The organism is Anaerocolumna sp. AGMB13025, from assembly GCF_029689925.1.
Taxonomy (GTDB): domain Bacteria; phylum Bacillota; class Clostridia; order Lachnospirales; family Lachnospiraceae; genus Anaerocolumna.
Map to the genome: position 1 here is coordinate 729988 of NZ_CP121445.1, position 14846 is coordinate 744833.

General features: G+C 35.1%; 17 protein-coding genes. 11 read left to right on the plus strand and 6 right to left on the minus strand.

Annotation, left to right across the window (positions count from 1 at the left end):
* Positions 1-69: 69 nt before the first annotated feature.
* The 3 genes from QA584_RS03070 to QA584_RS03080 all read left to right on the plus strand — a co-directional run bounded on the left by QA584_RS03070 (position 70) and on the right by QA584_RS03080 (position 2603).
* A complete protein-coding gene (locus tag QA584_RS03070; RefSeq protein WP_278273034.1) occupies positions 70-741 on the plus strand; it encodes an alpha/beta hydrolase in 672 nt (223 codons plus the stop codon).
* A gap of 329 nt (positions 742-1070) precedes the next feature.
* On the plus strand, positions 1071-1901 hold the full coding sequence (locus QA584_RS03075; RefSeq protein ID WP_278273035.1) for a hypothetical protein: 831 nt from the start codon (positions 1071-1073) through the stop codon (positions 1899-1901).
* A gap of 111 nt (positions 1902-2012) precedes the next feature.
* Complete coding sequence (locus tag QA584_RS03080; RefSeq protein ID WP_278273036.1) at positions 2013-2603, plus strand: hypothetical protein; 591 nt, start codon at positions 2013-2015, stop codon at positions 2601-2603.
* A gap of 110 nt (positions 2604-2713) precedes the next feature.
* Here QA584_RS03080 and QA584_RS03085 read toward each other — a convergent pair whose 3' ends face one another.
* The 5 genes from QA584_RS03085 to QA584_RS03105 all read right to left on the minus strand — a co-directional run bounded on the left by QA584_RS03085 (position 2714) and on the right by QA584_RS03105 (position 6905).
* Positions 2714-3238, minus strand: coding sequence for a hypothetical protein (locus QA584_RS03085; protein ID WP_278273037.1), 525 nt, complete (start codon positions 3236-3238; stop codon positions 2714-2716).
* 28 nt (positions 3239-3266) lie between these two features.
* Positions 3267-3710 carry a hypothetical protein gene (locus tag QA584_RS03090; protein WP_278273038.1) on the minus strand — a complete coding sequence of 148 codons (444 nt, stop codon included), beginning with the start codon at positions 3708-3710 and terminating at the stop codon, positions 3267-3269.
* A 15-nt stretch (positions 3711-3725) separates the two neighbouring features.
* The gene (locus QA584_RS03095) at positions 3726-4553 is read right to left on the minus strand and encodes a 4Fe-4S binding protein (RefSeq protein WP_278273039.1); all 828 of its coding nucleotides are present in this window, start codon (positions 4551-4553) and stop codon (positions 3726-3728) included.
* Between the two features lie 213 nt (positions 4554-4766).
* Positions 4767-6170, minus strand: coding sequence for a MocR-like pyridoxine biosynthesis transcription factor PdxR (pdxR, locus tag QA584_RS03100; RefSeq protein ID WP_278273040.1), 1404 nt, complete (start codon positions 6168-6170; stop codon positions 4767-4769).
* 465 nt (positions 6171-6635) lie between these two features.
* Positions 6636-6905: a DUF6809 family protein gene (locus tag QA584_RS03105; protein WP_278273041.1), complete on the minus strand. Its 270-nt coding sequence runs from the start codon at positions 6903-6905 to the stop codon at positions 6636-6638.
* Positions 6906-7165: 260 nt separating this feature from the next.
* On the opposite strand from QA584_RS03105, the gene QA584_RS03110 reads away from it, so the two are divergent.
* From QA584_RS03110 to QA584_RS03135, 6 genes are all read left to right on the plus strand, one after another.
* Positions 7166-7912, plus strand: a complete 747-nt coding sequence (locus tag QA584_RS03110) for an AAA family ATPase (protein WP_278273042.1) — start codon at positions 7166-7168, stop codon at positions 7910-7912.
* An 89-nt stretch (positions 7913-8001) separates the two neighbouring features.
* Positions 8002-9255: a tetratricopeptide repeat protein gene (locus tag QA584_RS03115; protein ID WP_278273043.1), complete on the plus strand. Its 1254-nt coding sequence runs from the start codon at positions 8002-8004 to the stop codon at positions 9253-9255.
* A 156-nt stretch (positions 9256-9411) separates the two neighbouring features.
* Positions 9412-9945: a metalloprotease family protein gene (locus tag QA584_RS03120; protein WP_278273044.1), complete on the plus strand. Its 534-nt coding sequence runs from the start codon at positions 9412-9414 to the stop codon at positions 9943-9945.
* 299 nt (positions 9946-10244) lie between these two features.
* Positions 10245-10793: a hypothetical protein gene (locus QA584_RS03125; protein WP_278273045.1), complete on the plus strand. Its 549-nt coding sequence runs from the start codon at positions 10245-10247 to the stop codon at positions 10791-10793.
* Between the two features lie 12 nt (positions 10794-10805).
* Complete coding sequence (locus QA584_RS03130) at positions 10806-11447, plus strand: hypothetical protein (protein ID WP_278273046.1); 642 nt, start codon at positions 10806-10808, stop codon at positions 11445-11447.
* 95 nt (positions 11448-11542) lie between these two features.
* The gene (locus QA584_RS03135; RefSeq protein WP_278273047.1) at positions 11543-11965 is read left to right on the plus strand and encodes a hypothetical protein; all 423 of its coding nucleotides are present in this window, start codon (positions 11543-11545) and stop codon (positions 11963-11965) included.
* A gap of 119 nt (positions 11966-12084) precedes the next feature.
* On the opposite strand, the gene QA584_RS03140 is transcribed toward QA584_RS03135, so the two are convergent.
* Entirely contained in the window at positions 12085-12873 is a 789-nt protein-coding gene (locus tag QA584_RS03140) for a nucleotidyltransferase domain-containing protein (protein ID WP_278273048.1), read from the minus strand.
* 618 nt (positions 12874-13491) lie between these two features.
* On the opposite strand from QA584_RS03140, the gene QA584_RS03145 reads away from it, so the two are divergent.
* Together QA584_RS03145 and QA584_RS03150 are read left to right on the plus strand one after the other, a co-directional pair.
* A complete protein-coding gene (locus QA584_RS03145; RefSeq protein ID WP_278273049.1) occupies positions 13492-14151 on the plus strand; it encodes an amino acid ABC transporter permease in 660 nt (219 codons plus the stop codon).
* Entirely contained in the window at positions 14132-14809 is a 678-nt protein-coding gene (locus QA584_RS03150; RefSeq protein WP_278273050.1) for an amino acid ABC transporter permease, read from the plus strand. The genes QA584_RS03145 and QA584_RS03150 overlap by 20 nt, the downstream gene beginning before the upstream one ends.
* Positions 14810-14846 lie beyond the last annotated feature (37 nt).

Below are 14846 nucleotides of genomic sequence, written 5' to 3' on the forward strand. Positions count from 1 at the left end.
TTTTTTAGCTGTTTGCTGTATTTCTCTTGAGGACACCGCAAAAATCTTAACAATGCAATGGAGTAAGGAATGAATAAAAAGATTCTAAATGCAGGAAAACGCAGGGTTCTACTATATTATCCAGATGCTTGTATCGATTGCCCTATTGTGTACACACATGCATCGGAGGAGGAAATGGAAGGCGTTGTTTCGCTGGTTAAAGATATAAGAATAATACTTGCGGCAGTGGAGGAAATAGACTGGAACGGCGAACTCTCTCCATGGCCTGCGCCGAAAGCCTTTCGTGGTGGAGAGGATTTTATGGGTGGGGCGGATGCCTATATAAGGGAATTTACGGAGCAGATTGTGCCAGTGGTGGAAGAATCAGTTGGTTTTATACCTCAAAACAGGTGGATAGCCGGCTACTCTCTGGCAGGATTATTTGCCGTTTATGCCTTATATCAGACGGATTTGTTCAGCCGTGGCGCATGCATATCCGGTTCCCTGTGGTATGACGGGTTTTTGGATTATATGAAAGAAAGGACTCCTCTTCGGATACCTGACAAGGTATATTTCTCATTGGGTGACCGGGAAGCTATAACAAAAAATCAGAGGCTTTCGAAGGTTCTTGATTGTACTATGGAGGCGGAGAACTTGATGAGGGAGTTGGGTTCAACAGTCCTGTTTGAGTTAAATGCAGGAAATCATTTTGTAGACGTTTCTGAGCGGGTAGCGAAAGGATTAAGGTGGTTATATGACTGATAGATTCATAGATGACTTTCAGTTTTTGTGTTTACTAAAAGTACAAAATCTTTATTCAGTATACGAACCTTGCTTCAAAGTGGCAAAATGGAAGATGGATAAAAAGCCGATAAAAAGCCGATAAAAAGCCGATAGATATTAATAGAAAGGAAATAATGCGTGAATTCATTGAGTCCAATGGTTCAATTAGTAATAAAGAAGCTAGAGAATTTTTAGGATTAGCAGAATCAACTATAAAAACCGCACCTATCTAGTTAATATATATTGATTATCAGAACACAGGCATAAAAATATTGTTCTAAAATTAATGATAAAATAAGGGTGAGAAAATGAGTAAAAGGTACATTATAACAGTAATTATACTAGGTTTCAGTTTACTTTTATCTGGTTGTAAGGAAAAGACAGCAGAATCTGAGACTAGTGCAGGTAATAATGGGGCAGAAGCTGCACAGACGCAGAATTCGGAGGAAGCGCCAACCGTTGTACCTGCAATTGAAGATAAAAGAACAATCAACCTGAATTTTAAAGAATTTGCAAAGACAGATAATACTTATCCAGAAAACTTACACGAAACCCAGGCAGAGCAGATTAGACAGACGTATAAAACCTATGAATATAAGGGGTTACAGTTTATAGTATATGATGGTATGGATGATAGCCTGCATATTGTATTTATAAGGGAGGGCGATTACTATTCCCTTTGTCAGATCGATAATTGGACTGACAGCATCGACAGAGAAACATTTGAAAATGGAAAGAGTTCCATAAATTTTTATGAATACCAAGAGGTATTAGGAACCTCCGGTGTTCATCTGGTTTTATGGAATGGAGCTTCCGCAAACAATGAATTTTATATTTCAGTTAATGATAAAAGTAATAATCCTGCCTTGTTGATTTCCTATTGTACCGGAGGTTTCGATGAGGTAAACTTAGAGCAGAATAAGGAAAAGGAATTAATTAGCTATGGAGGAGGATTGCCCACTGATTTCTTTTTGATTGTCTGGAAAGCAGGTAAACTGATGTGGACGGATTATCTTTATTATAATGACAAACCGATCTTCTATGATAATAATACAAATGAGTTTTTTATTATTGAACACTCAGATAAAAAGACCTATTTTGATTATAATATGGAAGACGGGATTTTAACTGAAAAATGAAGATAGCTCCCATAGGAAAGTTGGTTGAAAAAATCCTTTTCAATTCACAAAAAGCGCAGAGGGTGTTTACTCAGAATTTGATTAACGCAGATGCAGAAGGTGAGAGTTATTATGAAAAAAAATATAATCATTTCAATATTTGCACTAATAATAATCATGCAGTTTTCTATTATTATTTACATAACACGATTCAAAACGATACCGCAAAGTAACGCAGAATTAACGAAGCAGAGCGAAGATAATACTCATAATGATGAAATCAGCTTCGGAAAAGAAGAATTATGGAATTCGTATCTTATGAATAATTCCATTGATGATTATTTTAGTGTAAAATTAAACAGTAAAGTTGAACTAGAAGTCAGAGATGCCAAAGAAGCTTATGAAATGACCTGGGAACAGGAATATAATAGGGTTATGGATATTATTGATAAGAAATGTGTTTTTGATAAAGACCGGGAAAATATTAATAAGTTCAAAGAAAGCGTTAAAAAATTGATTGAAACAGCGACGCCGGTTTTAGAAACAGAAATTTTAGAAAATTATAATTACGACCCGGCTTCTATAGGAAAGCGTGGTTGGGGAAATTCTACTTATGCAGCCCTGCAAGGTATAAAGGGACAGATATACAGAGACGCCTGCATGTTATTGATACCATATTTGGAAAAGGATTATCAATTTCCTGATACATCGTTGAACAAGTAAAGGTGCTGTTACAAATTCAAGAATAAATTACCTGGGAGAGGGGTTTATAATATCCAGGTTCTATATTCTGCATTTTGCAACAGCCCCTCCTGCAATCTGCCTCTAAAATTTCATAGATTATTTGGAATATATTTAGTAATTCTTTTTCCGAATCTTACACCCACCCAGCCAAATGCAGCGGAGAGCATAGTAATTATTAAAACCCAAATCATTCCTATTTCAGCAAAAACACCACCAATCAGTGTTTTTGATACAAGTAAGGATATTCCTCCAGCCAATGCTGAAAATAGAATACTTCCAATGTAAATCCGCTGTTCATGAGGGCGGTTTTTTAATAAACACATCGCAATATGCGTAGTCAATGTTGTTAATATAATTGCTATTCCCATATAAATACTCATCAATGACATGAGTCCCCCAAAAACACCTCCCAACCACATTATTCCATTATGAGATTTTATTTTGTTTAATATTATAAATATTGCTGCTGACAAATACGGCGACATCATAATGAATTTTACTCCAGGCAGAGGAAATATATGGCTGATTTGATATATAACCATGCCTCCGCCTATGATAGCTGCAATACCCACTCCAATAGTTGTTATATTTTTTATGTTTATTTTATTTTTCACTAAGAACCACTTTCCATGTTAGAAACAATTATTTTTCCATATGAGAATAGTCTAAAAAATTATCATCATCATCATCAATAGGTCTTTCATATTCACAATAACCTGAACCCGGAACAAAAGATGAACCCATTGGAATCTCCATAATTCCAATTATTTTGTTATCTTCCTTTATCGGTAAATGTAAGACCGTTAAATGACCACCTTCAAAAATAGGTACTTTAGCACTAATAAAGCTAAATGGCTTTCCTTTTTCAAACTGTTTGAACAGTCCCTCTATATTTCTGACGTTCAGATTGGAATGACAGTCCTTAACATTTTTTCCAAGAATATCTTTGGCTCCAAACATTTTTTCATAAAATTCCTGTGCTTTTTCATTCATATAAATCATATTCATTTCTCGATCAAACACAGCAATTGACACTCCTAATTTATGATACATTTCTGCAATTTTATTATTATTTATTACTTCCATTCTTCTATACCTCGCTTACATATATGTTATTTTTGTTTCTGCCTTAGGTGTTGTACGCAGATAATTTGTTTTTGGATAACCTAAAACAAATATTGCATACATTCTCTTTGTTTGATCAATTTCAGGGAAAAAGTCCATCATTTTTTCAGGCTCAAGTTCTGAAGCAGTAATTGCATAACCTAACCAAAAACCGCCTAAGCCCATAGCATGTGCCATCGACTCAATATGAGTCATTCCATATGCCGCATCTACTGGATGTTTTGAAAATACAGCAATTGCCTGACGACCTTCGTGGAAAAAGGGATCTTTGGGGAATTCACCGTTCATATACATATTAAAGTATCTGACAAAATCATTTTTATTAACCTGGTCCCCATGAAGATCCATATAACGGTCCTTATCGATTTCATCCTTGAGTACATACAATAAATGCTTTTTAAACTCCTGAAATCTCTCATCAATAACAGCATATTCCGTAGTCTGTATATTAAAGTAAGAACCATCATTTATAGTTGCATATTTAATTAGTTTATCAAAGGTTTCTTTTGAAATATTTTTATCGTTATAGAATCGGGAGCTTCGTCTTGTTAAATAAAAATCTTTCAACTGTTCCGGTGTTATATTATGATTAATATCTTTTGTTGGTATTACTGGACTTGAAGCTAAACGTTCAACGGTAATTGCTTCTTTTGGACATACTGCTTGACATTGACCGCATTGAATACATAAACTATCTTCTTCTACAGATTTTTTTTCTTTTATAGTAAGGTGATAGGCTGGACAAACTGATACACAGATTCCACATCCAATACATTTATCTTGGGAAATCAATAATTTTTTCATTTTTAAAACCTCCTAATAAAAAAAGCGCCGGGGGATTAACCCAATCAGCGCCTTTGCTTTAATTGAACTGACTTTATACATCAATTCAAAAATTATTATTTTTTACTCGATTCATATGAATTGACATAAGTATAACTAACAATATAACACCAGTCAATATGGTTTGCGAAGAACAGGTGATACAGTTTTAATCTTTTTTTTGGACACAGAACATCATAAATACTCTTTCCAAGCTTCTTTTAAACGTAATACGCCTTCTTGTATTTCTGTTTTATTTAAGAAAGAATATCCTATTAAAAGAATATTCTCAGGACATTCATCTGTCCAATACTCATTGACTGAATAAACACGTACATGTTTTCTTGCAGCTTTTTCAATGAGCGTTTCTTGACTGTCTGCTTCGATGACACGAATCAATATATGAAGACCAGCATCATTCCCTATTATTTCAACTTTGTCCTTAAAATGTTCTTTAAATGCTTGGACAAGAGTATCATATTTTTCTTTAAAGAAAATCCGTGTCCTGCTAATATACCTTGAAAAATCATCCATCGCCATAAAATGATATAAAGTTTTCTGAGTTATCCATGGAATCCCGGAAGGATAAAGATTATATTCTCTATCATAATCAGGTAATAACTTTTTGGGTAAAACCATATAACTGATACGGATACCTGGCAAAAGTATCTTAGAAAAGGTTCCCAAATACAAAACACAATCATTTAGATCCATTGATTGCATAGCAGTCAATGGTTGTGATGCATATCGGAATTCACAATCATAATCATCTTCTATAACAATACCGTTTGTTTCAGCCCCCCATTGAAGAAGCTGCATTCTTTCCTGCAGGGAAAAGGTGTAACCGGTAGGAAACTGGTGAGAAGGAGTTGTAATTGCAATTTTAGCATTACTCTTCATTAATGATTCAATATAATTGTTTTTAGGATATACAGATAACTCCAGGACTTCGAAACCATTGCGGCTGAATATTTTCTTCCACAAGGGGATGCCCGGAGATTCTAAAGCAACCGTTCCAGGAGACATTATACGGCATAATATTTCAATGCTATGCTGAATACCTGAGCATACGATTATTTGTCCCACATCGCAGTTAACACCTCTGCTTACTGCCAGATATTTTCTGATTTCTTCTCTTAATTCCAGTTCTCCTTTCATATCATTATATTGACCCATTTTATATACATCAGGTCCCAGTAACGCTTCTTTCGTGTATTTTAACCACTTCATCACTGGAAATAGTTCCATGGACATTCTTTGATATGTGAAATCATATTCAATATGATTTTCTTCAATAATACTATTTCTTTGCTGATTAACTTTAACCATCTTATTATTTGGGTTTCTGTTTATATGATATTTCTGTATATCGACCACAATATACCCTGATTTTGGCTGACTTTTAATATACCCTTCATTCTGCAATAGCTTGTATGCCATTCTAATGGTATTAACGCTGACATTAAGTTCCTGGGATAGACTTCTTACCGAGTAAAGTTTTGATTTTGCAGATATATTTCCATTAATGATATCATTTTTTATCTGACGGTATATTTGTATATATATTGGAAGTTTTTTATTTTTGCTAAGTTTTATCATAAACACTCCATTCCGCCACCGAAACAGGTGGCATAAATTATATAAAAGAGTTAAGCTCATTAACAAATTTAAACTTAGTTAATCATTTTGATATACTGTAGGCTTCGTTTAAAAATATAGATTTATTCCAAGAATTATCCTTTTTTTTATAAAAGTGTATTAATACTCCAAACTTCAAATTTGTACGCCCTGTCAGGTATAAAGGGACAGAGATACGGAGACGACTGCATGTTAATGATACCATATTTGGAAGAGGATTATCAATTTTTGATATTGCATCAAAAAATTAATTCAAAAATAAAGTGTCAAAACATAGGTGGTATTATATTAGTACCAGTAAAGTGGTGTGAAGCTTATCAGAGGATTATCCGTATGGGATGATTTTAGTTTGCATTTCTCCCTAGGAGACGTTCTATTTATCAGCTAATCAACTTCTAAAATTTTATTTTCTGGTACTAAAATAAATTATTTATCTGATAAAATCTCCAACATAATCAGTGAACCATATTTAAAACCATTTACAAATGCTTCAGCCGCTTCGTATCCGCCTATATCATTATGAATGTCAAATAAGTTTATCATAATTTTATAATCTTCAATGGAAACTTTCTCTTTTAATTTATTACCGACCTCAATTGCCTCCTCAATAAGTTTACTGTATTTTGGATCAGTTGGTCGATTAATATCATCAAGACTAAGGGTATCATAGTATAATTTCTTAAGTATTGATTCCATTTTATCTCCTTTTACAATGGTAGTAAAATAACTACAAAATTGACATGATTTTATTAATTATACCTTAACTGGTAATTCGTATTGAGTTTTAGCGAAAATATCACTAAGACAATCTTATACAAATACTATTGAGTTTTAATTTAACTACAAAACCGACAGGTTAATATCTTAATTGAAGATAGATTTTTGATTTATTATATGGTAAAATGTAAAAATATAGGATTAAATGTAATAATCAAAGATGAAAAAGAGAGTGCCATATGAATGACTTATTTATCAAAGGAATCAAAATAAACTGGGACAATGCCGGACCAAATAACTATGTCAGAAAGATACCTGCTGTCAGTTCCTTGAACACCCTGGAGTTTCATAGCAATATAACCTTTTTCGTAGGGGAAAACGGGACAGGTAAGTCAACCCTGCTAGAGAGTATTGCCGTGGCTTATGGGTTTAATCCGGAAGGGGGTAACAGGAATTTCTTGTTTTCAACCATGGATACCCATTCGGACTTACACCAGGCAATAACGGTTGTGAAAGGGAGCAGACGCCCGAAGGCCAACTTTTTTCTCAGAGCCGAAAGTTTTTATAATGTAGCCAGTAAAGTGGAAGATTACCGGGACAGGGATAGTTATGAGGATTATTATAAAAGCTATGGCGGTAAATCACTCCATGACCAGTCTCACGGAGAAAGCTTCCTGGCTTTAATCCAAAATAAGTTCAAAGCCCAGGGTATCTATATACTGGATGAACCCGAGGCAGCGCTGTCCCCCCAAAGGCAGTTAACTTTGCTGATGTTTCTTAACAATCTGGCGGAACAAGGGACACAGTTTATCATTGCCAGCCATTCACCAATACTGCTAGGAGTTCCAGGAGCGTTAATACTTTCCTTTGATAACGGAATGATTAAGGAGATTCCATATGAAGAAACAGAAAGTTATAAGATAACGAAACTATTTATCAATAATAAAGAGCTGCTATTAAAGAACCTGCTTGATAGCGAAGGATAATAGGGCTGAAAGCAGTACTACAATTTGGCTTTTATATAAAATAAAACAAAAGATACTTATGAAGATACTTAATAAAAGGAGAGGAATGAATGAACGGGGATAATGAAAAGAGGAGCGGCCAGTCTGAGAACGGCGGCACAGATGGCTATAAGGATATATGGAACGATACCGGTAACAAATCCAAAAGCCAATATGAGGACAATCGGCACGATGGCTATGACAACCGGTTTAGGGATTATGACAACCAGTATAAGGATTATGACAAAGAGTATAAGGACGATGACAACCAGTATAGGGATTATGACGATCAGTATAAGGATTATCAAAAGGATGATTATAAAGACTATGAGAATAAAAATTATCAGTACGATGATTACAGGGGTATGACAGAACCAGAACAAAAAAAGTTAGAGGTTCCAGGCTGGATAATTCTGTTTCTGATATTGGTAGTAGCCCTTGATGTAGTGTGTATGATACGCTTCCCAAAAGTTTTAAGTGATTACAAGGTATATGCGAAAGCGGAAAACAGGATTTCAAGCGGGGAAACTACACAGGTCATAAATGATTTAAAGTTATTATCAGACAAATATCCAGATTCTGTTCCGGTTTTAACGAAAAGTATTAAACTGTCTATGGAAAATGGGTATTATGATGTGGCAGGATACATAATGGATACCTATCTGACTGGAAAAAGCCTATCAGACTCGGAATACGACCGAATTAACCGTTATTATACACAATTAGAGGCATATTATAAAACGTATGATGCCATTGATGAACTTACGAAGCCTTTCTCAGAGAATGCCTCTGTCAGCGAGGCAGATTATGAAAAGCTAAAGACAGACCTTGAGTCCTTATTAAATGAAGCCGGTCAGGATTATGCCACCATTTACTATTATCTGGGAAGTATCGAAACTGATCTGACCAATTCCCTAAATTATTTTCAAAGTTGTTATGATACCGATCCGGAAATATATGATGTACGTGTGAGGCTCGCTGTATTATACCGGAGAATGGGTGATTATAAAACCGCAGAAAGGTATGTTAACGAAGCTCTGGCAAAAGAGAAGACAGATTCCGATGCACTTCGCTCTATGGCTATCCTTAAAATGCTGGAAGGAGACTTAGAAAGCGGACGTAACCTTGCAAAAGAGGCATATGACATGAATCCCGACGGCAACTATATTAAGGAAACCTATCTCATTGCATTAAGCCAGAGTGGTATGAAAGCAGAGGCTGAAAAACTGCAGGAGGAAATTATTAAAAAAGACGGTGCACTGGATGAGGATACGGTAATGCTCTTAAATGGTGACATAACTTTGGAAAATTATTATGTGGAATAAAAGTGTGTTTTGTACAGGAACATTTTACTCGAATAAATATGGTAAAAGTTGCTGTTGAGTGAAAAAAGTTGATACTCAAATTAAAAGAATACTTAACAATAAGAAAATTGGCTCTATCGCATCAGGAGACTGGTGTGATAAGAATAGGGGGCAAGAATGATAATACCTGGAATAGTTATTTCCATTATCACATTTCCGGGGGTGATAATACATGAACTGGCACATCAGATTTTTTGTTATATATGCGGCTTGAAAGTATATGAGGTGAAATACTTCCAGGTTAAGAATCCAAGCGGTTATGTGATCCATGAAGGAACAGATCATCCAGGAAAGGTCTTTTTTACTTCCATGGGACCCTTCTTTTTTAATACATTGCTAGGATTGCTTATTATGCTGCCGGCATCAATTGAAATTGTTGCATTTAAAGATTACCACAATATACTGAATCTAATTCTTGGATGGCTGGGTTTTTCCATACTTATGCATGCATTTCCCAGTACCGGGGATGCAGGGGTTATGATGGATCGAATCTTAAAAAATAATGAGGTGGGCATAATACCTAAAATCCTTTCCGCGCCGTTCATACTATTGGTTTATATCGGCGCCCTGGGTTCCGTATTTTGGCTGGATGTTATCTATGCGGCAGCGGTGGCAATGCTGATACCAAATCTGCTTGTAAATTTATTTTAATGGATGACGGACCTTTATTCTGGAGCTGGTTATTTTATAACGATAAAGATAAGGATAAAGGTAAAGATAAGGATAAAGGTAAAGATAAGATAAAGGTAAAGATAAGGATAAAGGTAACGATAAAGATAAGGATAAGGAAACGGACAAATTGGGGGCTGCTATACTTGCGATAACCAATTACGAACCAATTGCTATATTTTGATTAAAATTATTAAAGAAATGTTGAGATTTGCCAAATTCAGTGATAAAATTATTAAAACTGACTTTTGTTTTAAAACATATCAAAAGGGGCGGCATACATGGAATATTCGAAAAAAGCATATGTAATCAGCAAAGTTATTGAAGTAGTGCAGATGATAGTAGGTATTGTTATGAGCACATTGTTTGGACTTGTTTTTATTGTTGGTCTGGTAGATAATGAAAAGGATGACATCAGTTACCAAATTATAGTGCTGTTGATTGCAGTTTTAGGTGTTATGCTTATTATCTTTGCCAGAAAGCGTAATAAACTACTGAAAAACCTGAAAGCATATTATGCAAGACTATTAACGGATCAGACAGGTTCCATTACGAGTCTGGCAGCCTCATTACATATATCCAAAGAGGTTGTAACTGCAAATCTGGAGAAAATGATTGATAAGAAGTTATTTCCCTTAGCCTATATTGATGAAAAGGAAAGCAGAATCGTGTTTCCAAGAAGCACCATCGGTGATACGATAACAAAAGGGAATCATTCTAATTTGGAATATTTAGCTATAACCTGCAAAAACTGCGGCGGAGTAAACAAGGTGATTAAAGGCAGAGTGATTGAGTGTGAATTCTGTGGTTCCGTTATACAAGGTGATTAAGGAGGCGGGGATATGCCTGGGATGAAGAAAGATAGAACTTCTGTTATACTGGTATTTATTACACTGATTTGTTTTTTTCCATTGGGTATTTATCTTTTACATAGAAGGTTAACAGAGGATAAGTCAGAGTTAAGAAGGAACAGCGGAATTGTTAAGGTATTTGGATGGGTTTTGACTGGATTAGGAATATTCTATATGATAATATTCAGTTTCAATGATACTGAGTTTGATGGTTTTTCTGTGTTTTTCATTACGTTTGTTTTAATAATATTTTTACTTCCAGGGATAATTATTTTAAGAGGAGCCAGGAAAATGAGAATCCTTGGCGAACGGTATAATAAGTACTATAACATTATAAATCGTGGAATAACAAGTATACAGGAAATAGCAAAAGAGGCTAAAGTACCGGCAGCAGTAGCAGCAAAGGAAATTTCTGATATGATGGACTCATATTTTTATAACAGTACTTATGTTGACACTGCATTAGGTGAGGTAGTATTACCGGGCATATTAAACAAATCGGTTATCTATAATCAGGCAGTAAAGCAGGGCAGATCAAAAGCCATAAATTGCCGTCACTGCGGAGCCAATAGCGTGGTTTTTGAGGGTGTCACTTCGAATTGTGAGTATTGCGGTTTGCCGTTAATATATTAATCGCTTAAATGCGTATACGGCTTAAAAAGCGTATATTCTTGTATAAATAAATGAGGACATTGCGAATTAATCTTTGTTAGAAAAGGAAGCAAATCATGATTAAGATAAATAACTTTATTAAAAATGACGAAGAGAGTGATAGTAGGCATATATGCTATAATTTAAATACAAGTATAAGAATCTTTAACCATTTACTCGAGGATGAGGATTTAGAAGAAGTCTATATATATGTCGCCAATGATATACAATTAGTATCGATAATAAATCATATAGTAAATTACATTGACTGGTTTGCCACTTGTGAAACTGTATTAAAAACATATTATGAAAATAAACTTGGTGAAGAAGTGTATGATGCATGGTTTAACGATATAGAAGTATATAGAGTAGACATTACATTCAATAATGAATATGACTATGGTGCAACAGTCTATTGTGGTGACAGAATATACTTGGATCATGCTTTAGAAATAAATTTTGACAAAAACAATATATTAGATATAGGGTTGAATGGGTAATTAAAAGCTTTATTCTGAGGCTGCAAGCTAACATTAGCGAACAGCCTCAGAATTATTATATAAAAGGATATTAAATTAATGGATTGAAATTTTTTATTAAGAATCTTCTTTATTTAATCCTACCATTCATTAACCAACGGTCTTGCTTCTTTCCACCACAGTTCATAATCCTTCGTATAACAGGTCAGGATTTCGCTATAATCCTTAGGGGGTATATAGGTCATCCAATTAGTGGTTGCTTCTACAAACTTTTTAACGGATTCGTCGTCCAGTTTTGTTAAAAATTCCTGACCTAACAAAAGAATGTCCTCTGGTTTATTCGGTGCTTTAGCTACAGCCTCTTCAAGCCTGCGGTTACAGGGAAAGAGGAGTTTGTTCTCCTGTAAGATAATGCGGTAACAGCAGTAGGAGATTTCTGCGGCAGCACGGATTTTCATATATGGATTGTCTTTCGTCAATGGCCAGAAATAATGGTAATGAAGGCTTAAGGAACTGTAAAAGGATAATAATTTCTTACTCATATCCTGTTCCTGGAAGATGGGGATACTAGCTACGATTCCCGGAATCTCTGGGTCTTTACTGAATAAAGCATATGCCCCAAGAAAAGCATTTCTGGCGGGTTCACTGCCGATTTTGGAGGTCGTACGAATGAAGTCCTTGGTATAATATTTTAAATCAAAATATCCGCCTTCATAGGTGCACATACTGCCGATACATTCAACTACTGTATTTGATTTCACCCTCTCTGCGTAATATTCTTCGGTTACAATAATCATAGCGTCTATATCAGAATCCTCACGGGCTACACCTTTTGCTACGGACCCCCCTAAGATTACTGCTATAATTTCCTCACGGTTACTAAAATAATTGATCAGATTTTGAATGGATTCTTCATGATGTTTATACATAAACCTTCTCCTTTTCATTATGGAACTAATTACTAAATTTCCTAATAATAGGATAATTATAGTATATTATTGAAAGGGTGTAAAGTGCGATAAATTATGATATTAATAATAGATGATTTAAAAGGAAAAAAATGTAAATATTCTGCAGCTTAGATTAATATTTTTATATTTTTCAGTTTGCTTACTATATAAATTCCCTAACGGGATATTTATAGTTGTTGGAGAATCTAATAATCCCAATAAAAAATGATGTAAAACCCAATAAAAAAATGATTGACAAAACCCAAAAACTAATATAAAATACCTATATCATATAATTCATATATAAATGGTATGAATAAGAAACACAAAAATCAGCAGAGGAGACTATCCCTATGAAAAAGTCATTCAATTTAATATCTAAATTACATACGGATACCCAAAGCTGCTGTTGCATGAATCAACCCCGCCTTATGGAATAATGCATGCAGGTTTCTTGATTATGTTGGTTTATATCTTGCAATGGTGCAGAAATTCCTTGGGCAGGTGCAGTTTAGCAACTGCTATTTTTGTGCGCTGAACTTAAAGCCATTTTCCAACAAATCAAATAAATGAATAATCCTAAGAAGGGACTGTCAAATGAATTATGAATTTATAAAGGAATATTATCCGCTTTATATAGAAGCAGCTAAACTTACGGTCAGAATTGCTTTGATTGGAATTATCCTTTCTATCATAACTGGTTTTCTCTGCAGTTTAATCCGTTATTATAAAATACCTGTACTGCACCGGATTATAGGCATATACATAGAGCTTTCTAGAAATACTCCGTTGTTAATACAACTGTTTTTTCTCTATTTTGGTCTGCCAAGGGCGGGCATTATACTAAGTTCCGAAACCTGTGCCATTGTCGGATTGGTTTTTTTAGGCGGAAGTTATATGGCCGAAGCATTTCGAAGCGGCTTGGAATCCATATCGGAGAGCCAGTTGGAATCTGGTTTGAGTTTAGGGCTTACGAAATTACAGGTAATAAGATATATCATAATGCCCCAGGCAGTATCGGTCTCTGTACCGGCATTTGCGGCTAATACCATCTTTCTTATCAAGGAAACTTCAGTTTTTAGTGCGGTGGCACTGGCAGATTTAATGTATACGGCAAAAGATCTGATTGGGCTGTACTACGAGACAAATGAAACCTTGTTTATGCTGGTAATTGCTTATTTGATTATTTTATTGCCGGTATCCATCGTATTTTCATTGATAGAAAGGAAATTAAGGTATGCAGGATTTGGGAATTAGTGTTCTGTTTCAAGGCAGGAATTTTGAAAGGCTTTTGGAAGGTCTGTGGATTACCATAGGAATATCCTTAATTTCAGTAGCAATATCCATTATACTGGGAATTATACTGGGCATGATTATGTCGGTGAAAAATCCGGTAATCAAAGTAATTACCAGAGTTTATTTGGAGTTCGTCCGCATTATGCCTCAGCTGGTTCTTTTATTTCTTGTCTATTTTGGAGCCACCAAGGCCTTTGGGATACAATTATCCGGAAAAGTTGCTGCCATAATCGTATTTTCTATGTGGGGAACCGCTGAGATGGGGGATCTGGTGAGGGGAGCGCTTTCCTCTATACCAAAGCATCAGTACGAAAGTGGTGAGGCAATTGGTTTGACCGGACTACAGATTTATTTCTATATCATCATTCCGCAAACCATAAGAAGACTGGTACCGTTAGCTATTAATCTGGTTACCAGGATGATAAAGACTACATCCTTAATTGCATTAATCGGAGTTGTAGAGGTGGTTAAGGTGGGACAGCAGATTATAGAAGCCTCCCGTTTAACCGTACCCTCTGCGGCTTTATGGATATATGGAGTTATATTTTTCTTATATTTTATTGTATGTTATCCCATTTCCTTACTATCTGCAAAGTTGGAAAAAGCATGGAAGAACTAGTTATTTTGAGGCAGTATCGCAAGGGACTTGCGATGTG